This is a genomic window from Streptomyces sp. NPDC059564, from assembly GCF_042735575.1.
Taxonomy (GTDB): domain Bacteria; phylum Actinomycetota; class Actinomycetes; order Streptomycetales; family Streptomycetaceae; genus Streptomyces.
On record NZ_JBHWBP010000113.1, the window covers coordinates 1 to 21,608 of the forward strand.

General features: G+C 72.2%; 18 protein-coding genes. 3 read left to right on the top strand and 15 right to left on the bottom strand.

Going from position 1 to position 21,608, the window contains the following annotated elements; all coding sequences use genetic code 11:
• Positions 1–60: 60 nt before the first annotated feature.
• The 8 genes from ACFV0Q_RS20180 to sbnA form a co-directional block, all read right to left on the bottom strand.
• A complete protein-coding gene (locus ACFV0Q_RS20180) occupies positions 61–1,239 on the bottom strand; it encodes an FAD-dependent monooxygenase (protein ID WP_385007183.1) in 1,179 nt (392 codons plus the stop codon).
• Positions 1,236–2,720 carry a condensation domain-containing protein gene (locus ACFV0Q_RS20185; protein ID WP_385007184.1) on the bottom strand — a complete coding sequence of 495 codons (1,485 nt, stop codon included), beginning with the start codon at positions 2,718–2,720 and terminating at the stop codon, positions 1,236–1,238. Before ACFV0Q_RS20185 ends, ACFV0Q_RS20180 begins: the two co-directional genes overlap by 4 nt.
• Positions 2,717–3,436 carry a 2-hydroxychromene-2-carboxylate isomerase gene (locus ACFV0Q_RS20190; protein ID WP_385007186.1) on the bottom strand — a complete coding sequence of 240 codons (720 nt, stop codon included), beginning with the start codon at positions 3,434–3,436 and terminating at the stop codon, positions 2,717–2,719. Before ACFV0Q_RS20190 ends, ACFV0Q_RS20185 begins: the two co-directional genes overlap by 4 nt.
• Before the next feature lie 45 nt (positions 3,437–3,481).
• Positions 3,482–4,225, bottom strand: coding sequence for a 3-oxoacyl-ACP reductase FabG (fabG, locus tag ACFV0Q_RS20195; RefSeq protein WP_385007188.1), 744 nt, complete (start codon positions 4,223–4,225; stop codon positions 3,482–3,484).
• Positions 4,201–5,418, bottom strand: coding sequence for a beta-ketoacyl synthase N-terminal-like domain-containing protein (locus tag ACFV0Q_RS20200; protein ID WP_385007190.1), 1,218 nt, complete (start codon positions 5,416–5,418; stop codon positions 4,201–4,203). The genes fabG and ACFV0Q_RS20200 overlap by 25 nt, the downstream gene beginning before the upstream one ends.
• Positions 5,415–6,680 (bottom strand): beta-ketoacyl-[acyl-carrier-protein] synthase family protein, encoded by a 1,266-nt coding sequence (locus ACFV0Q_RS20205; RefSeq protein ID WP_385007192.1) that lies wholly within the window; start codon positions 6,678–6,680, stop codon positions 5,415–5,417. Before ACFV0Q_RS20205 ends, ACFV0Q_RS20200 begins: the two co-directional genes overlap by 4 nt.
• Positions 6,677–6,940 (bottom strand): acyl carrier protein, encoded by a 264-nt coding sequence (locus ACFV0Q_RS20210; RefSeq protein ID WP_266843109.1) that lies wholly within the window; start codon positions 6,938–6,940, stop codon positions 6,677–6,679. Before ACFV0Q_RS20210 ends, ACFV0Q_RS20205 begins: the two co-directional genes overlap by 4 nt.
• A gap of 82 nt (positions 6,941–7,022) precedes the next feature.
• Positions 7,023–8,057 (bottom strand): 2,3-diaminopropionate biosynthesis protein SbnA, encoded by a 1,035-nt coding sequence (gene sbnA, locus ACFV0Q_RS20215; protein WP_385007194.1) that lies wholly within the window; start codon positions 8,055–8,057, stop codon positions 7,023–7,025.
• 180 nt (positions 8,058–8,237) lie between these two features.
• Here sbnA and ACFV0Q_RS20220 point away from each other — a divergent pair, with 180 nt between their 5' ends.
• The 3 genes from ACFV0Q_RS20220 (at position 8,238) to ACFV0Q_RS20230 (ending at position 11,867) form a co-directional block, all read left to right on the top strand.
• On the top strand, positions 8,238–9,839 hold the full coding sequence (locus tag ACFV0Q_RS20220) for a tryptophan halogenase family protein (RefSeq protein WP_385007196.1): 1,602 nt from the start codon (positions 8,238–8,240) through the stop codon (positions 9,837–9,839).
• Positions 9,840–9,934: 95 nt separating this feature from the next.
• Positions 9,935–10,573, top strand: a complete 639-nt coding sequence (locus ACFV0Q_RS20225; RefSeq protein WP_385007199.1) for a flavin reductase family protein — start codon at positions 9,935–9,937, stop codon at positions 10,571–10,573.
• Positions 10,560–11,867, top strand: coding sequence for a cation:proton antiporter (locus tag ACFV0Q_RS20230; protein WP_385007201.1), 1,308 nt, complete (start codon positions 10,560–10,562; stop codon positions 11,865–11,867). Before ACFV0Q_RS20225 ends, ACFV0Q_RS20230 begins: the two co-directional genes overlap by 14 nt.
• 119 nt (positions 11,868–11,986) lie before the next feature.
• On the opposite strand, the gene trpD is transcribed toward ACFV0Q_RS20230, so the two are convergent.
• The 7 genes from trpD to ACFV0Q_RS20265 form a co-directional block, all read right to left on the bottom strand.
• Positions 11,987–13,084: an anthranilate phosphoribosyltransferase gene (trpD, locus tag ACFV0Q_RS20235; RefSeq protein WP_385007204.1), complete on the bottom strand. Its 1,098-nt coding sequence runs from the start codon at positions 13,082–13,084 to the stop codon at positions 11,987–11,989.
• 41 nt (positions 13,085–13,125) lie between these two features.
• The gene (locus tag ACFV0Q_RS20240) at positions 13,126–13,332 is read right to left on the bottom strand and encodes a hypothetical protein (RefSeq protein WP_385007206.1); all 207 of its coding nucleotides are present in this window, start codon (positions 13,330–13,332) and stop codon (positions 13,126–13,128) included.
• A gap of 265 nt (positions 13,333–13,597) precedes the next feature.
• A complete protein-coding gene (locus ACFV0Q_RS20245) occupies positions 13,598–14,944 on the bottom strand; it encodes a class II 3-deoxy-7-phosphoheptulonate synthase (RefSeq protein ID WP_385007208.1) in 1,347 nt (448 codons plus the stop codon).
• Positions 14,941–15,540, bottom strand: a complete 600-nt coding sequence (locus ACFV0Q_RS20250) for an anthranilate synthase component II (RefSeq protein ID WP_385007210.1) — start codon at positions 15,538–15,540, stop codon at positions 14,941–14,943. The genes ACFV0Q_RS20245 and ACFV0Q_RS20250 overlap by 4 nt, the downstream gene beginning before the upstream one ends.
• Entirely contained in the window at positions 15,537–17,069 is a 1,533-nt protein-coding gene (locus ACFV0Q_RS20255) for an anthranilate synthase component I family protein (protein ID WP_385007212.1), read from the bottom strand. Before ACFV0Q_RS20255 ends, ACFV0Q_RS20250 begins: the two co-directional genes overlap by 4 nt.
• A gap of 95 nt (positions 17,070–17,164) precedes the next feature.
• Complete coding sequence (gene sbnB, locus ACFV0Q_RS20260; RefSeq protein WP_385007214.1) at positions 17,165–18,199, bottom strand: 2,3-diaminopropionate biosynthesis protein SbnB; 1,035 nt, start codon at positions 18,197–18,199, stop codon at positions 17,165–17,167.
• 121 nt (positions 18,200–18,320) lie between these two features.
• Positions 18,321–21,260 carry a BTAD domain-containing putative transcriptional regulator gene (locus tag ACFV0Q_RS20265; RefSeq protein WP_385007216.1) on the bottom strand — a complete coding sequence of 980 codons (2,940 nt, stop codon included), beginning with the start codon at positions 21,258–21,260 and terminating at the stop codon, positions 18,321–18,323.
• Positions 21,261–21,608: the final 348 nt, after the last annotated feature.

Genomic DNA, 21,608 nt, shown 5'->3' on the forward strand with positions numbered 1-21,608 from the left:
CACGGCGGCCCCCCGACGCCGTTCGGCCTCGGGGGCCCTGGTGTGCGGGGGGGTGCGGGGTCAGGCGGCGGCGCCGCTCAAGGGGGTGTCGAAGGCGGCCTCGACGTCGTGGCCGAGGATCCAGCCCACGTCCTCGGCGGCCTCCTTGACGCCGCCGGGGCGGCCGTCCCCGCGCGGGGCGGGGCGGCCCGTGCGCGAGCCGAGCTGGACCCGGGTGGTGTGCGGGCGGCGGACCGACTCGTAGCGCTCCAGGGCGGCGGCGACGCCCTCCGCGCCTGCGCCCGCCCGGGCGAGGCACAGGGCCAGGGCCACCGCGTCCTCGACGGCCTGGTTGGCCCCCTGACCGTGGTGGGGCAGCATCGGGTGGGCCGCGTCGCCGAGCAGGGTGACGCGGGGGGTGCTCCAGCGCTCCAGCGGCGCCCGGTCGTACAGGGCCCAGCGGCGCACCTCGCCCGCCGCGCCGACCAGTTCGCGCACCTCGGGCGCCCAGCCGGTGAGGACGGAGTCCAGGTCGGCCCGGTCGGTGGCGCTGGTCCAGGACTCCGCGTCGCCCTCGGCGGCGGGGACGACCACCACGTACGTGAACCGCCGCCCGCCGCTGACCGGATAGCACAGCACCCGGGCCTCGGGGCCCGCGAACATGTACATCCGGCGCGGGTCCAGCGAGGGCACGTCCGCCGCGTCCACCAGGCCGCGCAGCGCGCTGTTCCCGGAGTACACGGGGGCGTCCTCGCCGGCCACCGCGCGGCGCACCGCGGAGTGCACCCCGTCGGCGCCGACCAGCACGTCGGCCTCGGCCGTGGTGCCGTCCGCGAACTCCAGGAACACCCCGCCGGGGCCCTCCTCGTGGCGGACGAGCTCCTTGCCGGTGCGCACCCGCCCGTCGGGCACCAGGCCGGCCAGCATCCGGTGCAGGTCGCCCCGGTGGACGGTGAGGTAGGGGGCGCCGAACCGCCGCTCCCAGTCCTCGCCCATCTCCTGCACGGCGACCCGCGCTCCGTTGTGGAAGGCCCGGACCTCCAGGGCGTCCGGGCGGACCGCCAGTTCGGCCAGGCGCGGGCCGAGGCCGAGGCGTTCCAGCAGCCGGGTCCCGTTCGGGCCCAGGTGCAGGCCCACGCCCTGCTCGCGCAGGGCGGCGCCGCGCTCGTAGACGGCGACGTCCAGGCCCCGGGCGTACAGGGCGGCGGCCGCGGTGAGGCCGCCGAGTCCCGCGCCGATCACGGCCACCTTGAGGCTCACCGGTACTCCCAGGCACTCTCGAAGGATTCGAACTCGTCCACGGTGTCGGCGGAATCGAAGGATCCGAAGTCCGCGCCGCCGCCGGAGCCCAGCGCCAGCAGCGCCTCCAGCTCCCCCGCGGCGGCCAGTTCCACGTCGGCGACCGGGGTGTCCGGCCCGGCGACGGCGGCCGCCAGCATCCGCTCGTACCCGTCGGCGAAACGCGCGACCGTCTCCCGGTCCAGCACGTCCGTGTCGTACGAGAAGACGGCCGTGACCCCCTCGGGGGTCTGCTCGATCCGCAGCAGCAGGTCCAGCTGGCCCTCCTGCTGCGGGACGTCGATCAGGGCGATGTCCAGCCCGGCGTACGGGACGGACGGGCCCTCGGCCGCGCCCGGCGGGACGTTGGGCACCGGCGGCTCCATCCGGTCCATCTGGACCAGGAACAGCGCGGTACGGAAGACCGTGGCCCGGGGGAAGGCCAGCGCGCAGGGGTAGCGGACGCCCATCATGCCTCCCATGACCCGCTGACCGGCCTGCTCGGCGGCGCTGCGGAAGGTGGAGCCGGGGGTGAAGTCGGCCCGGACCGGCATGGTGTTGAGGAAGCAGCCGATGACGTCGCGCTGCGCGCGGCCCATCCGGCTGGTGGCCGGCACCCCGAGCACGAAGGCGTCCTGGCCGGTCCAGCGGTGGGTGAGGGCCTGGAAGACCCCGAGGAGGTACGCGAAGGGCGTCACCGCTGCCGCGGCGGCGGCCGGGGCCAGCCCGGCGGCGCTCTCCGCGGCGAGCTGCCGTACGACGGTTCCGCCCCGGTAGGAGCGCAGGGCGGGCCGGGGGCGGTCCAGGGGGAGTTCGGCGGCGGGCGCCTGCCCGACCGACTCCTTCCACAGCTCGGCCGCCCGCAGGCCCGACGGGGAGGCGGTGTAGCGCAGCTCCTCGGCGGCGTGGTCGGCGTAGGAGCCGGGGATGGGCCGCCAGCGCGGCTCCGCGCCGGTCGCGAACCCCTCGTAGGCGTCGAGGACGTCGCGGACCAGCAGCCAGCGCGAGGTGAAGTCGCTGACGATGTGGTGGGCGGAGGTGACCAGCGCCCAGTCCTCGTCGGTGTCGCGCAGCAGCACCACGCGGAAGGCTCCGGACTCCAGGCGGAAGGGGCGGGCCCCGGCCTCCTCGGCGGCCCGGTGCAGGGCGCTCTCGCCGGCGCCGTCGAGGTCGCGGAACTCCAGGCGGACCAGGGGCTGTTCGCCGACCGTGCGCTGGACGCCGGAGGCGCTCTCGGTGAAGACCGAGCGCAGCAGCTCCTGACGGGCGCCGACGGCGGTGACGGCGGCGTCCATGGCGGCGGGGTCGACGCGGCCGCGCAGCCGCAGGGGCATGACGATGTTGTAGGCGGAGGCCTCGGGCGAGACCCGGTAGGCCGTCCACATGGACTGCTGGATCGCGGTCAGCGGCAGGGACCGCGCCGCCGGCCCGGCCACCGCGGCCGCCTCGGTCACGGCGCTCATCCGCAGCCTCCCGCGTGGCTCATGTCCGTGGTCCGCCCGGCGCCGACGACCGCGAGCTCCGCGTCGGCGGGCGGCGCGGCGGGGGCCGCGGGGGCGGCGTCGCCGAAGGAGGCGGCGAAGGCGGGGACCCGGTCGAGGCCCCAGTAGGGCTCGCTGCCGTTGATCAGGTACGGGACGCCGAAGACCCCGTCCCGGTGCACGTCCATCAGCGCGGCGGCGGCCCGCTCGCGCAGCTGCGGATCGTCGGTCGCGGCGGCCACGGCGTCGGCGTCGAGGCCGGTCTCGACGGCCAGTTCGACGACGGTCGCCGGGTCGCAGATGTCGCGCCCCTCCAGCCAGCGGGCGCGGCCCGCGCGGGCCACCCACTCCCGGCCCAGGCCCGCGTCGACGGCGAGGAACCAGGCCAGGTGGGCCGGCTCCCACCACGGCGCACGGTCGGCCGGCCAGGTCAGCGCCAGGCCGCGGTCGGCGGCGAGACGGCGTACGTCGCGCAGGATGTAGAACTGCTTCGCGCGCGTCATGGGCGTGTACGGGAACTGCCCGCCGGCCGCGTCCAGCAGCCCGGCGCTGGTCTCGTCGGGCTCCCAGAAGGGGCGCCACTCGACGCGGTCGAGCAGCCCGGGGTGCTCGCGCTCCAGGTCGTGCAGGGCGAAGAAGTTGTAGGGGCTGCGCAGGTTGAAGTAGAACCGGGGCGGTTTGGCGGCACGGCCGGCCATGTCGAACTCCTCTGTGAATCAGGCTGGTCGGACGGGGTGGGCCGGTCAGACGACCAGACCGCCGTCGATGTGGAAGACCTGTCCGGTGATGTACGCGGCACGGTCGGAGGCGAGGAAGGACACCAGCTCGGCGACCTCCCGCGCCTCGCCGAAGCGGCCCAGCGGGATCCGCGCCGTCATCTGCTGGGCGTGCTTCTCGGACAGGCCGCCGACCATGTCGGTGGCGATGAAGCCGGGTGCCACGGCGTTGGCCCGCAGGCCGCTGCGCCCGGACTCCTTGGCCAGGGCCTTGGTGAAGCCGATGATCCCGGCCTTGGTCGCGGAGTAGTTGCTCTGCGTGGCGTTGCCCGCGGCGGCGACCGACGACAGGGTGATGATCGTGCCGCGGCGGCGCTTCATCATCGGGAAGGCCAGCGCCTTGGCGAAGTTGAACGTGCCGTCGAGGTTGGTGCGGACCACCGCGTCCCAGTCCTCGTCCTTCATCATCGCCAGGTGGCTGTCCCGGACGATCCCGGCGGCGGTGACCAGCACCTCCACCGGGCCCAGCTCCGCCTCGGCCGCCGCGGTGAAGGCCCGGACCTGCTCGCGGTCCGTGACGTCCACCCGGCGGGCCAGCACCCGCGCCCCCAGCTCCTGCGCGGACTTCGCGGCGAGCCGGGCTGCCTCCTCGTTGGACTGGAAGCAGAACGCCACGTCGTGGCCGTCCCGTGCCAGGGTCTCCACCACGGCCCGGCCGATGCCGCGGGAGCCGCCGGTGACGAGGGCTACCGGCCTCGGTGTCTCGGACATGGATAGATGCCTCTCTCTTCGGGACGCGGGTGCGCGTGTGTACGGGGGGTGATGCGGGGGGGGAGGCGCGGACGGCCGCGCCCCCCCCGGGGGCGGCCCAGCCGCAGCAGGGTGGCTCCGACGGTGCCGTCCCGGTCCAGGGCGGTGACCAGCGCGAGCCGGTCCACCAGGGCGGGCTCCGCACCGGCGTGGGCCAGTACCGCGGCCAGCTGGAAGGCGGCCGAGGCGGCCGTCGCGTCGCCGACGAGGGGGCGTACGGCGATCCGCTCGCCCGCGATCCCCTCCAGCGCGGACTCCTCCTGCTTGCCGAGCTGCCCCGGCGGGGTGCCCGGCGCGACCAGCGCGACGTCCTCGGGGCCCACGCCCGCGTCGGCGAGCACCTCGGCGACGCAGCGCGACAGCGCGGCCCCGGCCCGGCCGGTCTCCGGGAAGGCCCGGAAGCGGGAGCCGAGCACGGTGGCGAGCACCCGCCGGCCCCCCTCGCGGGCGGCCTCCCCGCTCTCCAGCAGGAACAGCGCGGCGCCCTCGCCGAGCGGGTCGGCCTCGGCCCCGGCGTGGTCGGCGACCCGCTCCAGGCGGGCGCGCTGCACCGAGAACTCCTCGGCCGCGCCGGCCAGCAGCGCGTTGGCGTGGCCGCCGCGCAGCAGCCGGGAGGCGTAGTTCAGGGCGAGCAGTCCGGTGGCCGAGCCGCCGGACACCGTGACGTTGGGGCCCTTGAGGGTGTGCCGGATGGCGCTCTGGCCCGTCGGGCAGTTCATCACGGTGTTGGGGAAGCGGGCCGGGTCGACCAGGTAGGGCTTCTCGCCGGTCAGGGCGTCCTTGGTGAAGTCCATGATGGACTGGACGCTGCCGGAGGTGCCGAGCACCAGCCCGGTCTTCTCCGGGTCGGCGGCCAGGCCCTGGCCGAAGTCCTCCAGGAGTTCCCCGACGGTGACGACGGCGATCCCGGTGGCCCGGTCCATCGACCGGGTTCCCTTGCGGCCGAGGACGGCCTTGATGTCGAAGCCGGGGATCAGGCCCGCGTCCTCGTACGGGACGGGCCACTGCGCGGGGTCGACGGCGGCGGTCGCCGTCTTCCGGGCGAGGAGTCCCTCGGCGAAGGACCGCCGGCCCAGCCCGTACGGGGAGGTCACCGCCCAGCCCGAGATGACGAGCCGGCGCTCGCGGGGCTCCGCCGGTGCTGTTGCTGTCATGCGACTGCGCTCCTCTCTTCCCAGTGGCCGAGGACCAGCACGGCGTTGTTGCCGCCGAAGGCGAGTCCGTTGTTCTGCACGACCTTGAGGTCGGCTTCGACCGCCTCGTTCGGTACGCAGTCCACGCCGCACTCGGGGTCGGTGGTGCGGTGGTTGATGGTCGGCGGGATGAACCCCTCGCGCAGGGCGAGGGCGCAGGCCGCCGAGGCCAGGGCGCTGGCGGCGCCCATGGTGTGGCCGATCATCGACTTGATGGAGACGGTGCGCGGCAGGTCCTCGCCGAACACCTGGCGGATCGCGCCGACCTCGGTGACGTCGTTGGCCCTGGTACCGGTGCCGTGCGCGGAGATGAAGTCCACGTCGGCGGGGGTGATCCCGGCGTTCGCGTGCGCCGCGGTGATGCAGCGGGCGATCGAGTCCCGGTCGGGGGCGACGGGGTGGCTGGCGTCGCAGGACAGGCCGTAGCCGAGGACCTCGGCGTAGATCCGGGCGCCGCGGGCCAGCGCGGACTCCAGCGACTCCATGAGGAGGATGCCGGCGCCCTCGCCCGTGAGGATGCCCTGCCGGTCGGCGTCGAAGGGCCTGCACACGTCGGGGGCGATGGTGCCGAGCCGGTAGAAGCCGGTGAAGGTCTTGCGGCACAGGGCGTCGGCCCCGCCGCACAGCGCCATCTCGACGTCTCCGGAGCTGATGGCGTCGTAGCCGTAGCCGACGGCGTAGTTCCCGGCGGCGCAGGCGGTGGGGACGGTGACCGTCTCCACGTCCTCCAGGCCGAGTTCGCGGACGATGCCCGCGGAGAGCCGGCCCGGCCAGACGCGGCGGGCGACCACCGGGTCGAGGGCGTCCTCGTCCCCGGCGACCTGGAGCCCGGTGAGGTGGTCGAGGTCGCGGGACTCGCCGTCGGTGGTGCCGACCGAGACCAGGGAGCGCCTGGCCCGGACGTCCGCCTCGGTGAGTCCGCCGTCGGCCACCGCCATGCGGGCTCCGGCGACCGCGAACTGGGCGGCCCGGCCGAGCTCGTCGGCCGGCAGCTCGCGCAGCCAGGCCTCCGGCTCGAAATCGGTGATCTCGCAGGCGTTGGAGTGGGCGAAGCCGGTGGTGTCGAACGCGCTGATGGGCTTCGCCCCGCTGCGTCCGGCGCGCAGGCCTTCGGCGAAGGCGTCCACGCCCGTGCCGATGCTCGTCACGACACCGAGACCTGTGATCACCACCCGGTGCCGGGCAGCGGCGCGCTGCCCCGTCGCGGCCGTCTCGGAGGTCACTTGCCCTCGGCCTCCGCGATCACGGCGTACACGCCGACCAGGTTGACCATGCGGCTGAGCTCGGACTGCTCCAGCGTGATGCCGAAGACCCGCTCCAGCGAGGCCAGGATCTCGATGGTGCGCAGGGAGTCGGCGTCGTGCTCCTCCTTGAAGAGGCTCGTCTCGGTCACCTCGTCGAGGTCGAGTTCGAGGATGTCGCAGACGATGTCCTTGATCTGCTCCTTGCGCCCGGCGTCGAGGGCGGGGATCTGGGTGGTCATCTGTTGTTCCTCCGGTGAAGGGATGGCGGGGGGCGGGGGTCTTGCGTGGTTACCGATGACTCGATGGTGGGAGGGGCCGCTATCAGTGGCCTATATCCACCAGGTGCGAGGTGAGGCCCACGGAGCGGGGCTCCTTCCAGAGGTGCGAGACCTCTCCGAACTGGCGGTACACCCAGGCGTCGTCGTAGATCGTCTCCAGGTAGCGGTCGCCGCCGTCGGGCAGGACGAGCACCACGTTCGAGCCGGGGATGATGTCCGGGGCGATCCGTTCCAGCGCCGCGACGACGGCTCCGGAGGAGCCGCCGGCGAGGACGGCCTCGTCGCGGACGAGGCGCCGGCAGCCGACGACGCAGTCGAGGTCGCCGACGTGGATGACCCGGTCGGCGTCCGAGGGACGCAGCAGGCGGGGCACCACCGAGGCGCCGTGGCCCGGGATGAGCCGGGTGCGGCGCTCCTGCGGGCCGAAGAGCACGCTGCCGATGGCGTCGACCGCGTTGATGGTGGTGGTCATGCCGTGCCGGCGGATGTACTCGGCGCAGCCGCCCAGCGTTCCGCTGGTGCCGGCGGCCACGACGAGCTGGTCGACGCGGCCGTCGAGGGCCTCGGCGATCTCGCGCATGGTGGTCTGGTGGGCGATGGGGTTGAGCGGGTTGGAGTACTGGTCGGGCCAGTACGCGTCGGGGGTCTCGGCGACGAGGTCGGCCACCCGGCGCAGCCGGGCCGGCAGCAGTTCCCCGGTGGCCGGATCGGGGTCGACGACGATCTCGACCTCGGCCCCGTAGGCCCGCAGGATCGCGACGTTCTGCCGGGTCGTCCGGGCGTCCACCACGCAGATGAAGCGCAGTCCGAAGTACCCGCAGATCTGGGCGAGCCCGATCGCGAGATTGCCCGAACTCGACTCGATCACGGTTGATTTACCGGGGACGAGTTCCCCGGTCCTGATGCGCGCCAGCACCATGGAAAGTGCCGAGCGGTCCTTGATACTTCCTCCGGGATTGAACCGCTCGACCTTGGCGAACACCCGCGAGCCGAGGCCCGGCAGCAAACGCTCCAGTTCAATGAGCGGAGTTCCTCCCACGGTGGAGAGGATTCCCTTCGTCCCTTCGTCGTACGGCATCTGATGCAGCCATCCTCTGCTGGGAGTTGCGGGGTGCGGATACGGCGTGACCGAGATTCGGCCAATCCGCTATATCGATGCCATACGGCTGGTTATAGGTGGCGCATAGTCGTCGGCCCGAATCTCTTCCACATCGCAACACGGAACTCCCCCACGCTGACGGAAGAGAGAGTCCCTCACATGACCGGCACCGACTCGCGCATTCAGAAAGTCGTCATCCTCGGCGGCGGAACCGCCGGCTGGATGACCGCCGCCTATCTCGGCAAGGCGCTCCAGGGCACCGTGGACATCACCGTGCTCGAGGCGCCGGCGATTCCGCGGATCGGTGTCGGCGAGGCCACCGTCCCCAACCTCCACAAGGTCCTCTTCGACTACCTCGGCATCGCCGAGGAGGAGTGGATGCGGGAGTGCAACGCCAGCTTCAAGATGGCCGTGCGCTTCGTGAACTGGCGGACCGGCGGCCAGGGCGAGCCGAACGCCCGTGAGCTGGAGAACGGCGGCCCGGACCACTTCTACCACCCGTTCGGCATCCTGCCGGACAGCGACAACGTCCCGATGTCGCACTACTGGGCCAAGCGCAAGCTGGAGGGCCAGACCGAGGAGCCGTTCGACTACGCGTGCTTCCGCGAGCCCCCCGTCATGGACGCGAAGAAGTCCCCGAAGTGGCTCGACGGCAACCCGTCCACCCGCTACGCCTGGCACTTCGACGCCGCGCTGGTCGCCGACTTCCTGCGCCGCTTCGCCACCGAGAAGCAGGGCGTCCACCACGTCCAGGGCGAGATGACGCACGCGGAGAAGGACGAGCGCGGCTTCATCAAGGCCCTGCACACCAAGGACGGCCGGGTCCTGGACGCGGACCTGTTCGTGGACTGCTCCGGCTTCCGCGGCCTGCTCATCAACCAGGCCCTGGAAGAGCCGTTCATCGACATGAGCGACCACCTGCTGTGCGACAGCGCCGTCGCCACCGCCGTGCCGCACGACGACGAGGCCAACGGCATCGAGCCGTACACCTCCGCCATCGCGATGACCTCCGGCTGGACCTGGAAGATCCCGATGCTGGGCCGTTTCGGCTCCGGCTACGTCTATTCCAGCAAGTTCACGACGAAGGAGGAGGCGACCAAGGAATTCAGCGCCCTCTGGGGTCTGGACCCGGAGACCACGAAGTTCAACCACGTGAAGTTCCGGGTGGGCCGCAACCGCCGCGCCTGGGTGAACAACGTGGTGAGCATCGGACTTTCCTCCGCGTTCCTGGAGCCGCTGGAATCGACCGGCATCTACTTCATCACCGCCGCCATCTACCAGCTCGCCAAGCACTTCCCGGACCGCGACTTCCACCCGGAGCTGGCCAACAGCTTCAACCGCGAGATCGAGGTGATGTTCGACGACACCCGCGACTTCATCCAGGCGCACTTCTACTACGCGCCGCGCAACGACACCCCGTTCTGGCGGGCGAACAAGGAACTGACGCTCCCGAAGAACATCCAGGAGAAGATCTCCGCGTACAAGGCCGGCCTCGCGATCAACTCCCCGATCGCCGACGAGTCCACGTACTACGGCAACTTCGAGGCGGAATTCCGCAACTTCTGGACCAACGGCAGCTACTACTGCGTCTTCGCGGGCCTCGGCCTGGAGCCGGACGCCCCGCTGCCCGTCCTCGCGCACAAGCCGGATTCCGTGGCGGGCGCCGAGGCCATGTTCGGCAAGGTCAAGCAGGAGCAGGAGCACCTCCTCGACACGCTGCCGAGCGCCTACGACTATCTGCGCCAACTGCACGGCAAGTAAGCAGTCTCCTCCCTTCCGGTGCGCAGGCCCGGAGCCGGTCCCTCCCCCCGGCTTCCGGGCCCGCGCCGCACCCCGATCCCCAGGAGTCCCCACAGATGTCACGCGCCTCCCAGCCCTCCCCGTCCCTCCGCGCCGGCCAGTCCGACGGCGCGGCCGAAGCCGACATCAGGCCCCTGATGTCGGCCTTCCCCTCCGGCGTCTCGGTGATCACCACGATCGGTGCGGATTCCGAGCCGCGCGGCATGACCTGCAGCTCCCTGGCCAGCGTCGCCCTCTCCCCGCCCACGATCGTGCTGTGCCTGCGTACGCAGAGCCCGACCGTGCGGGCCGTGCTGGAGACCGGGCAGGTGGCGGTCAACCTGCTGCACGAGAACGCCCGTCCCGTCTCCGACCTGTTCGCCTCGGGGGCGCCGGACCGCTTCGCGCGCACCGAGTGGCGGCTCCCGCTGGGGGCAGGCGGCCCGCACCTGGCGGCGGCCGCGCACGCCATAGCCGACGGCGAGGTGGTCGACGCCGTCGAATTCGGCGACCACACCGCGGTGTTCGTCCGCGTCCACCGGGTCTCACTGCGCGACGAGGAGGAACCCCTGCTGTACGGCAAGCGCAGATACGCCCGCTGGACCGATGCCACCGCCGTCCCGGGCCCGCCCGCCGCGGCCCCGCCCCCGCCGGCGGTCCCCGCCGCGCTCACCGCACCGTCGACGCCGAAGGAGGCGGCCCGTGTCCGCCCGTGACCCGCTGCCCGACCTGCTGATCGCGATCCCCGCGGTCATCATCGCGTGCAAGGCAGGCGCGATGCTCTTCCGCCGTTTCGGTCAGCCGCCGGTGGTCGGCGAGATCGCCGTCGGCATCCTGCTGGGACCCTCGCTGCTCGGCTGGCTGTGGCCCTCGGCCCAGACATGGCTGTTCCCCGGGACGGTCCTGCCGTTCACCGGGGCGTTCGGAAACATCGGTCTGCTGGCGTTCATGTTCCTGGTGGGCCTGGAGCTGAACCTCTCCGCCCTGCGCGGGCACAGCCGTACCGCCATCGCCGTCAGTCAGGCGAGCATCGCGCTCCCGCTGGTCCTCGGCTCGGGACTGGCCCTGCTGATGTACGACTCGCTGGCCCCCGACGGGGTCTCCAAGCTCGCCTTCGTGCTGTTCATCGCGGTGTCCATGAGCATCACGGCGTTCCCGGTGCTCGCCCGGATCCTGACCGACCGGGGGCTCTACAACACCCGGATCGGCGCCCTCGCGATGGCCTGCGCGGCGGTCGACGACGTGACCGCCTGGTGCCTGCTGGCCGCGGTGGTCGCCGTCAGTACCAGCAGCTCCCCGCTGGAGGCCTTCACCACCGCCGCGCTCGCGGCCCTGTTCCTGGCCTTCATGATCTACGCGGTCCGGCCGCTGCTGGCCAAGTGGGCCGAGCGGGCCGCCCGGACCGTGGACTCGGTCGTCCTGGTCGTGCTGTTCAGCGGGCTGTGCCTGTCGGCCTTCACCACCGACAAGATCGGCGTGCACGCGCTGTTCGGCGCCTTCGTCTTCGGTGTGATCACCCCCCGCGGCTCCCGGGTGATCGAGCTCTGCGCGGCGCGGCTGCGGGCCTTCACCATCCCGATCCTGCTGCCGCTGTTCTTCGTCAACACCGGTCTGCGCACCGATGTGGGGCTGCTGATCTCCGACCCGATGATGTGGCTGTGGGCCCTGGCCATCATGGTCGTCGCCTTCCTCGGCAAGTGGGGCGGCAGCACCTCCGCGGCGCGGGCCACCGGCCAGTCCTGGCGGGACGCCATGTCGATCGGCGCCCTGATGAACTGCCGCGGCCTGACCGAGCTGGTGGTGCTGAACCTGGGGCTGGAGCTGGGGGTGATCGGGCCCAGCCTGTTCACGATGCTGGTCCTGATGGCCCTGCTCACCACGGCGATCACCTCTCCCGCGCTGTCCTGGATCCGGAGGGGGATCCCGTCGGACAAGGAAGCCGACGACGTGGCCGACGGGCCCCTGGTCCACGAACCGGTGCTGCTGCCGGCCAAGGCGGGCGTCTCCTGAACCGATAACCGCCGGCGTTCCCGCGTACGTTCCTGCTCGCGATCGGCCGTGCGGCCGTGCCGTCCCCCTCCCAGGGACCGGTACGGCCGCACCGTCGTGCTACGTCCTCGTTCCGCCGCTCACCGCCCCGCCGTGGCGAGCGGCGTGGCGGCGTGTCCGGCCGCCGCCCGTACCCAGCGCTCCAATACGGCCTGCGCGGCGCCCGAGTCGAGGGACCGGGCCGCGACGGCGACCGTCTCGCGCAGCCGCTCGGTGACCGTACGGCCCCGGGCGGGTTCGGCGGCGGCCAGCGCGGCGCCCGCGGAGAGCAGCACCGCGTCGCGCACCGCGCCCCGCTCCCCACCGGCGAACAGCCGCCGGGCCACCATCGCGTTGTGCGCGGCGTCCGCGCCCCGCAGGGCGTCGACGGGCGCGAACGCGATGCCGATGTCGCGGGGGTCGAAGGATTCCTCCCGGACCCTTCCCCCCTCGACGCTCAGCACGGTCGAGGTGGTCGTGACGCTGAGCTCGTCGAGCCCGTCGTCGCCGCGGAACACCAGGGCGCTGCCGCCCCGGCGGGCCAGTACCCCCGCGATCAGCGGGAGCAGCCGGGCGTCGGCCACGCCGACCGCCTGGGCGGTGGGGCGCGCCGGGTTGGTCAGCGGCCCGAGGGCGTTGAAGACGGTCGGGATGCCGAGCTGCCTGCGCACCGGCGCGGCGAACCGCATGGACGGGTGGAAGTCGGGGGCGAAGCAGAAGGTGATCCCCGCCTCCTCCACCAGGGCCGCCACCCGCGCCGGCTCCAGCCGCAGGGTCACCCCGAGCGCTTCCAGCACGTCCGCCGACCCCGAGGCGGAACTCGACGCCCGGTTGCCGTGCTTGACGACCCGGGCCCCGGCGCCGGCCGCGACGATCGCGGACATGGTCGAGATGTTGACCGTACGGGCCCCGTCGCCGCCCGTGCCGACCACGTCGACCGTGGCGCCGGGTACGTCGAGGGGTACCGCGTGGTCGAGCATGGCGCGGACCAGGCCCTCCAGCTCGCCGACCGTCTCCCCCTTGCCCCGCAGGGCGACGAGGAAGCCGGCGAGCTGTGCGTCGGTGGCCTCGCCGCGCATCACCTGGTGCATGGCCCAGGCGGTGTCGGCGGCGGCCAGGTCCCGGCCGGCGAGCAGGACCTCCAGCAGGGCGGGCCAGCTGCGCTGGCCCCGGCCCGGTTCCGGTCTGACGGTGGTCACTTGGTTCTCCCTGGGTGAGTCGTGGGGTGGAGCCCCGAGGCTCAGCCCCACTCCTCGCCGTTCTTGGAGGACGACGGCGTGGGGGTCGGGGCCGCGGCCGGGGCCTCCGGGGTGGTGGCGTTCGCGGTGACGCTGTTCGCGGTCGCCACCGGGCTCTCGCCGGCGATCTGTACGCCGCCGGCGATCGCGGTGACGGCGATGACCGCGACGGTGATCCGCTTGACCTGGGTGCGCAAGGTGTTCTGCATCTCGGTTCTTCTCCCCCGTTGAGTACTGCTCGAGTTCCGGTCCGTTCCGGTGAGAAGAACACTAGGAAGGAGCGGCTTCGAGCCGATATCGCCGCGTCTTCGGGGGCCGCGCCATTTCGATAAGAACGATATAACCGCTGGTCAGGGCTGGCCCCGATGACGATATTCGGCATCGGAACCGCCCTTGACGACCGTTGCGAAGCCGCTTGAGGGGCGCTGGAGGACTTCTCGGATATCGCTGGTCGACAGGTCGCGAAGCGGAGGCTTAGCGTTCCCGGTACATTTCAGCCACCAGGAAGGCCAGATCCAGCGACTGGGTGCGATTGAGTCTCGGGTCGCACGTGGATTCGTAGCGCTCGCTCAGTTCGTCGAGGCTCACTTCCTCACCGCCTCCCACGCATTCGGTGACGTCGCCCCCGGTGAATTCCAGGTGCACGCCCCCGGGATGCGTCCCGAGCTCGCGGTGGACCTCGAAGAAGCCCTTCACCTCGTCGACGATGTCGTCGAAGCGGCGGGTCTTGAGGCCCGACGGCGCCTCGAAGGTGTTGCCGTGCATGGGATCGCTCACCCACGCCACCGGCGCCCCCTCCGCGGCCGCCTTCTCCACCAGCACGGGCAGCCGGTCGCGGACCCGGCCGGCGCCCATGCGGACGATGAAGGTGAGCCGGCCGGGCTCCCGTTCGGGATCGAGCCGGTCGATCAGCCGCAGCACCGTGTCGGAATCGGTGCCCGGCCCGAGCTTGACGGCGATCGGGTTGGAGATCTTCGAGAAGAACTCCACGTGGGCCCCGTCGAGGTCCCGGGTGCGCTCCCCGATCCACAGCATGTGGCCGCTGGTCGCGTAGCGCCGTCCGGTCGCCGGGTCCTCGCGGACCAGCGGTTCCTCGTACTCCAGCAGCAGTCCCTCGTGGCTGACGAAGAACTCCACGGCGTGCTGGATGCGTTCGTCGGCCCCGCAGGCCCGCATGAAGTTCAGGGCCTGGTCGATCTGGGTGGCGAGCGCCGCGTACCGCTCGCCGACGGGCGAGCGGGCCACGAAGTCCTGGTTCCAGGCGTGCGCCTGGCGCAGGTCCGCGTAGCCGCCGGTGGTGAAGGCGCGTACGAGGTTCAGCGTGCCTGAGGCCGCCTGGTGCATCCGCAGCAGGCGGCGCGGATCGGGGTCGCGTTCGGCCGGCTCGAAGGGGAATCCGTTGACCGCGTCGCCCCGGTAGGCGGGCAGGGTGAGCCCGCCGCGGGTCTCCGTCGGCTTCGAGCGGGGTTTGGCGTACTGGCCCGCCATCCGGCCGATCTTCACGACCGGCACGGAGGCGGCGTACTGGAGGACGAGCGCCATCTGGAGCAGGGTGCGCACCTTGCGGCGTACGGAGTCCTCGCGGACGTCCGCGAAGGTCTCGGCGCAGTCCCCGCCCTGGAGCAGGAAGGCCTCGCCCCGGGCGACGGCGCCGAGGCGCTGTTTGAGCTGCTCGCATTCGGCGGCGACCACGAGCGGAACGGTGTCGCGCAGCTCGGCCCGTACGGCGTCCAGGGCCGCCGCGTCGGGCCATTCGGGCTGTTGTGCCGCGGGCAGGGCCCGCCAGGAATCCACGTGCTCCACGAGTTGCTCCTTCGTCACCCGGCGAGGGTGTCTGCGGGCTGCTGGGTCCGTGCGGTGGTGAGGAAGTTCTGCAGGAGCCGCATGCCTCCGACGGTGGTGATCGACTCGGGGTGGAACTGGACCCCTTCGACGGCGAGGGTCCGGTGGCGCAGCCCCATCACGTAGCCGTCGTCGACGGCGTGCGCGGTGGCGATCAGCTCCTGCGGCAGGGGTTCCGCGACGATGAGCGAGTGGTAGCGGGTGGCGGTCATGGTCCTGCCGAGCCCGGCGAAGACCCCGGCGCCGTCGTGGGAGACCTCGCTGGTCTTGCCGTGCTTGAGCCGGTCGGCGACCCGTACGGTGCCCCCGTGGGCGAGGCCGATGGCCTGGTGGCCGAGGCAGATGCCGAGCAGCGGCACCCGTCCGGCGAAGCGGTGCACGAGCTCGACGTGCCCGGACTCGGCGGGGTGTCCCGGGCCGGGGCCGAGGACCACCGCGTCGGGCTGCCGGGCGGCGAGTTGGCCGGGGCTCTCGGTGCGGGATCGGACGACCTCGGTGGTGGCGCCGAGGGTGCGCAGGTACTGGTCGATGATGTGGGTGAAACTGTCGTACGCGTCGACGAGCAGGACCTTCACGGGAGCAGCTCCTCACCGGTGAGCGCCCAGTAGGCCGCCCCCATCTTGTGCAGGGTCTCGCGCCACTCCGCGGCGGGCGAGGAGTCCGCGACGATGCCGGCGCAGCTCTGGGTGGAGTACGTCGCCCCTTCGTGGGTGACCGTACGGATGCACAGCGCCAGCCGGGACCAGCCGCGAACGTCGACCAGGCCGACGGCTCCCGCGTACATGCCCCGGGAATCGCTCTCCAGTTCGGAGATGATCTCCATGGCGCGGATCTTGGGGGCTCCGGTGACCGTCCCGGCGGGGAAGGTGGCCCGCAGCGCCGACCAGGTGTCCTCGCCGGGCGCGAGCAGGCCCTCGACGGTGGAGACCAGGTGGAAGACGTGCGAGAAGGTCTCGACCGTCATCACCTCGGGGGCGTCGAGGGTGGCGGGCAGGCAGACCCGGCCGATGTCGTTGCGGCAGAGGTCGACGAGCATCACGTGCTCGGCCCGCTCCTTCTCGCTGGCCAGCAGGGCCTCGATGCGGGGCCCGTCCACCTCCGGGTCCCCGCTGCGCGGGGTGGTGCCGGCGATGGGGCGCATGACGATCCGGTCGCCCTCGGTACGGAAGAGCACCTCGGGGCTGGCCCCGATCAGCGTGGATCCGCAGCGCGGGACGAGGTACATGTACGGGGAGGGGTTGCGGGCGCGGAGCCTGCGGTAGACCTCCGCCGGGGTCAGCGCGCTGTCCACCTCGATGCGGTGGCCGATCTGGATCTGGTAGATGTCGCCGACGCCGATGTGGCGCAGGCAGCGCTCGACGTGGGCCCGGAAGGCCTCCTCGTCGGTGCTGTCGCGGACGGCGGAGGGGGCGGGGGCCTCGGGGGTCCGGCCCGCGGGCTCGGTCATCCCGGCCGTGAGCCGCTCGACGATCCCGGCGAGGTCGGTACGGGCGGCGGGGCCGCCGTCGGGGCCGAAGGCCTCGCTGCGGGCGGCGAGCCGGACGGCCGTACCGGCGTCCAGGTCGTACCAGACGGTGTCCTGGAACAGGGTCAGGACGAGGTCGGGGCCGTCGGCGCCGTCCCGTTCGGGCAGCTCCTCCATGTACCAGGCGGCTCCGTAGCCGATGGTGGCGAGGAAGCCGAAGGCGTACTCGGGGCGGGCGCTGTCGACGTCGAAGGAGGCCTGGACGGCGCGCAGTACGTCCCAGACCTGCTCGGGCCGCTCGAAGAGGCGGTCGCCGCCGGGGCCGGTGGCCAGGCCGAGCCGGTCGGCGACCCGGGACAGCTCGGCCAGTACGGGCGGCACCCCGGCGGCGGAGATCCGCCCGGGGTGGACGCGCAGCTCGGCGAGCCGGCCGAAGCCGACGACGGCGGAGTTCCCGTCGAACTCGGGGCTCTCCAGGGACTCCAGGAGGAACACGTCCTCCCCGAACCGCGCCCGCAGGGCCTCGTACAGCTCCATGGGCGGGTGCGGGTCGAGGAGGGTCTCCTCGATTCTGACGGGGAGGGGGGACCGGCCGTGATCGGCCGGCGCCCGAGTGGTGGTGTCGAGCAGTGTGGTCACTGAATCACTTCCTCGGATGGCTCGGGGCCGTTCGGGGCGGCCGTGGCGCGTGTTCGCGGAGGGGTGTGTGGCGGCGGTGCGGGGTGCGGGGTGACTCAGCCGTAGCGGCGCATCTCGTGGAAGAAGTCCTCGACGACCGTGAGGCGTTCCTGAGCCCGGAGGGTGTCGTGGATGTGCCGGCCGACCGCGAGGTCGAGCACGCCGAGGCCGAAGGGGGAGAAGAAGACGGGCTTGTCCGCGGGGACCTCCAGCTGCCCGGAGAGCACGTCGTAGAGGGTGCCGTCGACGAAATCGCGGCTGCCGGTGAGCTGTTCGGCCAGGTGGGGGGAGGTGTCGGCCTTCAGGCAGTGCTCGATGTCGTCGACGACGTTGAAGCCGGAGAGGATCACCTCGGGTGACAGGTCGCGCAGGGAGACGTGCAGCACCAGGGGGTTGTGGGCGAACCAGTCCGGGTCGCTGACGTGGGGGGTGCCTGCGACGGTCGCGAAGACGACCAGGTCGCTGGAGCGGATCAGCTTCTCGGCGCTGTCGTGGACGGTGACCGGGCCCTCCTCGCCCGAGCGGGTGAGGTAGTCGGCGAAGCCCTCGGCGTGCTCGGTGGACAGGTCGTGGACGCCGATCTCGTCGAACTCCCAGCCCGTGCCCGCCAGGTACTGGTGGATGAAGCGGGCGATCAGGCCGACGCCGAAGAAGCCGACGCGGCGCGGGCGGCGGCCCTGCGGGCTGAGCCGGTCGGCGGCGAGCGCGGCGGAGGCCGCGGTGCGCGCCGCGCTGATGATCGAGGATTCCAGGCAGGCGAGCGGGTATCCGGTCTCCGGGTCGTTGAGGATCAATACGGCGGAGGCGCGCGGAATTCCGGCCGCCACATTCTCGGGGAAGCTGGAAATCCACTTCAGTCCGTCGACCGGGGCCTCTCCCCCGATCGAAGCCGGCAGCGCGATGATGCGCGAGGTCGGGCGGTCGGGAAAGCGCAGGAAATAGGACGGCGGATTGACCGTCCCGCCCTCACCGTGCACCCGATAAGCGGATTCGATCAATCCGACCACCTCGGGCGCGCGGCCTTCGAGGACTTCGTGCACCTGGGCGCCGGGGATCACGGCAAAAGAGGGCGCACCGACCGTACGTGACATCGCAGACTCCACAACTCGGCAGTTTTCTCGTCTGCGATGACGCTAGGGACCGGCTTTATCGCCGGGTTATTGGGCGGATACGCGTCTCCCCGGAGTGCGGTCCGGTGGGACACGGCGCACCTCAGGCCCGGGCCAGCGCCCGGGCCGCCTTCTCCTCCCACGGCGGGGCGCCGATGCCCTGGAAGACGCCGAGCGCGGCCGCCACATGGGCCCGCCCCTCCTCCTCGCGCCCGCTCCCCCGGTACGCCTCACCGAGCGCCAGCCGGATCTGCCCCTCGATCATCGGGCTCTTGGTGCGCCCGGCCACCTCAAGCGCCTCCAGGAAGGTCCTCTCGGCCGCCTCCACGGCACCGGCCTGGAACCGGGTCTCCGCGAGTCCCAGGAGTGCGTGGGCGAGGCCGAGCAGGTCGGAGATCTCCTTGACGATCTCCACGACCCGGCTGAACCCCCGTTCGGCCTCCGCCAGCTGCCCCAGTGCCAGGTGGGCGCCCGCCAGCCGGTGCGTGGCCAGCGCCATGCTGCGCCGCTTGCCTCCGATGCTCTCGCAGACGCGCACGGATTCGCGGCCGAGCTCCAACGCGACCTCCGGCTGCCCCTGATCGAGGGCGAACTGGGCCATGTTCTGGAGTGCGTACGCCTCGGAGGAGCGGTTGCCCGTCGTCCGGAACACCGGAAGGGCCTCCCGCAGCCGTTCCATTCCCCGGTCGTACTCTCCCCGGATGCGGTCGATGAACGCGAGGTCGCTCAGGACCAGTGCCCGCCCGAGCGGATCCCCCGCCCGCGTGTAGAGCGCGAGGGCGGCCTCCTGCCGGGCCGTCGAGTCGGTCAGCCTGCGCAGCCGCATGTTGATCACGCCCAGCTGCTGCTCCATCGCCGCCTGGCCGCGCAGGTTGCCCGCGGTGCGGGCCGCCTCCAGGGCGTACTCGCTGCACCGGCGCCAGTCCTCCGGATAGTTGCGCGTCTCGAACAGCACCTCCATGGACATGACCAGCCCCCAGGCCAGATCGGCCATGCCCATCCGCGCCGACTGCTCCACCACGGCGACGAGCGAGAGCCGTTCGGCCTCGAACCACTCCAGCGGGGCCGAGAGCAGCTCCTCCAGCAGGACGGGGTCGATCTCCCGGCGGGGTGCGTCACCGCGCACGGAGACGTGGTCGCCGCCGTTCTCCCGCCGGAATCCCTGTTCGGCGATGGTCAGGCAGGTACGGAAGACCCGCTCGCACGCGGCCAGCCGGTCCTCCTCGCTCTCCTCCGCGCGGGCCAGCTCCTCCGCGTAGAGCCGCATCAGGTTCTGGAAGCGGTAGCGCAGCTGCCCGGTGGCGTCGACCCCGACGACCTCCAGGAACTGCGCGTCCACGAGGTGCTCGATGAGCCGTTCCGCGTCCAGGACGTCCTGGTCCATGAGCGCGGCCCCGGACCAGGCGGTGAAGTCGGGTACGGCGAGCAGCCCGAGGTACCGGTAGAGCCGGGCCGCGTCCTTGTGGAGGTAGCGGTAGCTCAGCTCGAAGCTGGCCCGGACCTGGGACTCGCCCTGGCTGAGCTCGTCCAGCCGGCGCCGCCCGTCGCTGAGCCGGGTGACGAGGTGCCGCACCGACCAGTGCGGCTTGGACGCCAGCCGGGCGGCGGCGATGCGCAGCGCGAGGGGCAGCCGGTCGCACAGCTCGACGAGGCGGGCCGAGTCCTCGGGCGCGGCGAGGATCCGGGCCTCGCCCACGATCCGGCCGAGCAGCTCGACCGACTCGTCCTCGGGCAGCACCCCGAGGTGGACCCGGGCCCGCGGCGGCCAGGTGACCAGTTGCTCCAGCTGCTCCCGGCTGGTGACCAGGACGGTGCAGCCGCCGCTGCCGGGCAGCAGCGGCCGGATCTGCGCGAACGTCCGTACGTTGTCCAGCACGAGCAGCACCCGGCGTTCGGAGAGCACGCTGCGGTACAGCGCGATCCGGTCCTCCAGGCCGTTGGGCACGTCGTCGCTCTCCACCCCGAGGGAGCGCAGGAAGCGGCTGAGGATGTCGCCGGCGGTGGTCGGGGCGTGGTGCTCGTCATATCCGCGGAGGTCGGCGAACAGCCGTCCGTCCGGGTACTGTTCGGTAACCCGGTGCGCCCAGCGGACGGCGAGGCCGGTCTTGCCCACGCCCGCGACGCCGGTGATCAGCCCGACGGTGGGCGCGCGGCTGCCCTCGCCCTGCCCGTCCACCAGGGTGTCGAGGGCGGCGAGTTCCTCACCGCGTCCCGCGAAGCCCGGTACGTCGGGCGGCAGTTCGGAGGGGACGACGTGGCCGCGTACTCCTAAAGCCTCCGCCGCCGCGTCGGCCGTGGCGGCGGGTGGCAGCGCCTCGAAGGCCAGGGCGGGGTCGTCGCGCAGGATCGCGTCGTGCAGTTCCTGGAGCTCGGGGCCCGGTTCCATGCCCAGTTCGTCGATGAGCTGGCGTCTCGCCTCGCGGAAGCTCTCCATGGCCTCGGCCCGCCGCCCGGAGCGGTACTGGGCCAGGATGAAGTGGTAGCGCGTGCGCTCGCGCAGGGGGTGTTCCCGTACGGTCGCGGCCAGTTCGGGCAGCAGCAGCTGGTGGCGGCCGAGCTCCAGCTGGACGCCGGTCATCGCCTCGTAGGCGTTGATCCGCACCTCTTCCCAGCGGGCGGCCTCGTCCTCGACGAGCTGGCCGGTCACCCCGGCGAGCGCGGGGCCGCGCCAGAGGGCGAGGGCTTCGGCGTAGCCGCGGGCCGCGTCGGCCGGCCGGGCCTCGCGGACGGCGGTCTCGGCCTCGGCGACGAGCCCGGTGAAGGTGACGGTGTCCAGCGCGTGCCCGTCCGCACGCAACAGGTACCCGGGGTGCGCGGTGACGATGACCTCGTCGCTCACGCCTTCGCTCTTGAAGGATTTCCGCAGGGCGGCGATGACAATGGCCACCTGCGTCCGCGCAGTGGCAGGAGGCCTGCCGTTCCACACTACATCCACAAGAGTGTCAACTGGCACAATCCGCCCGGGACTCAGGAGCAGAAGGGCCAGAATCGTACGTTGCCGGGCACCCCCCACCTGAACCGCCCGCTCCCCCGCGGTGGCCATAAGTGGACCAAGAATTCTGAAACTGAGCCGCTCGCCCAATGGATCTCCCCCCATCACTGACCGAGCCCGGCCAGCCTGAGCAGCCTACCTGTCTGCCGCTGACAGAAAAGGGTCGTGACATAAGCCGAGTGGCTGGTGGGACACCCTGACCGAAAGCTGATCGATCACCTTAAGATTGGCTGGAACTCATCCTTCAGCCCAAAGCCGACACTCGCCCACAGGGACATATTCAAGCCATCCACCGCGAAACCGGAGGCTCCGCTTGAACGCCTCCCCGCGAGCCGCCGGGCGGCGCCGGAAAATCCGGAACACCCACGGCCCGGCCCCCGCGAGCGCGGGCTCGCGGGG

Bases quoted from the DNA above. Each gene is read 5' to 3' on its own strand.
- ACFV0Q_RS20185 (WP_385007184.1), bottom strand. From the start codon at position 2,720: ATGAGCGCCGTGACCGAGGCGGCCGCGGTGGCCGGGCCGGCGGCGCGG.
- ACFV0Q_RS20190 (WP_385007186.1), bottom strand. From the start codon at position 3,436: ATGGCCGGCCGTGCCGCCAAACCGCCCCGGTTCTACTTCAACCTGCGC.
- fabG (WP_385007188.1), bottom strand. From the start codon at position 4,225: ATGTCCGAGACACCGAGGCCGGTAGCCCTCGTCACCGGCGGCTCCCGC.
- ACFV0Q_RS20200 (WP_385007190.1), bottom strand. From the start codon at position 5,418: ATGACAGCAACAGCACCGGCGGAGCCCCGCGAGCGCCGGCTCGTCATC.
- ACFV0Q_RS20210 (WP_266843109.1), bottom strand. From the start codon at position 6,940: ATGACCACCCAGATCCCCGCCCTCGACGCCGGGCGCAAGGAGCAGATC.
- sbnA (WP_385007194.1), bottom strand. From the start codon at position 8,057: ATGCCGTACGACGAAGGGACGAAGGGAATCCTCTCCACCGTGGGAGGA.
- ACFV0Q_RS20220 (WP_385007196.1), top strand. From the start codon at position 8,238: ATGACCGGCACCGACTCGCGCATTCAGAAAGTCGTCATCCTCGGCGGC.
- ACFV0Q_RS20225 (WP_385007199.1), top strand. From the start codon at position 9,935: ATGTCACGCGCCTCCCAGCCCTCCCCGTCCCTCCGCGCCGGCCAGTCC.
- ACFV0Q_RS20240 (WP_385007206.1), bottom strand. From the start codon at position 13,332: ATGCAGAACACCTTGCGCACCCAGGTCAAGCGGATCACCGTCGCGGTC.
- sbnB (WP_385007214.1), bottom strand. From the start codon at position 18,199: ATGTCACGTACGGTCGGTGCGCCCTCTTTTGCCGTGATCCCCGGCGCC.
- ACFV0Q_RS20265 (WP_385007216.1), bottom strand. From the start codon at position 21,260: ATGGCCACCGCGGGGGAGCGGGCGGTTCAGGTGGGGGGTGCCCGGCAA.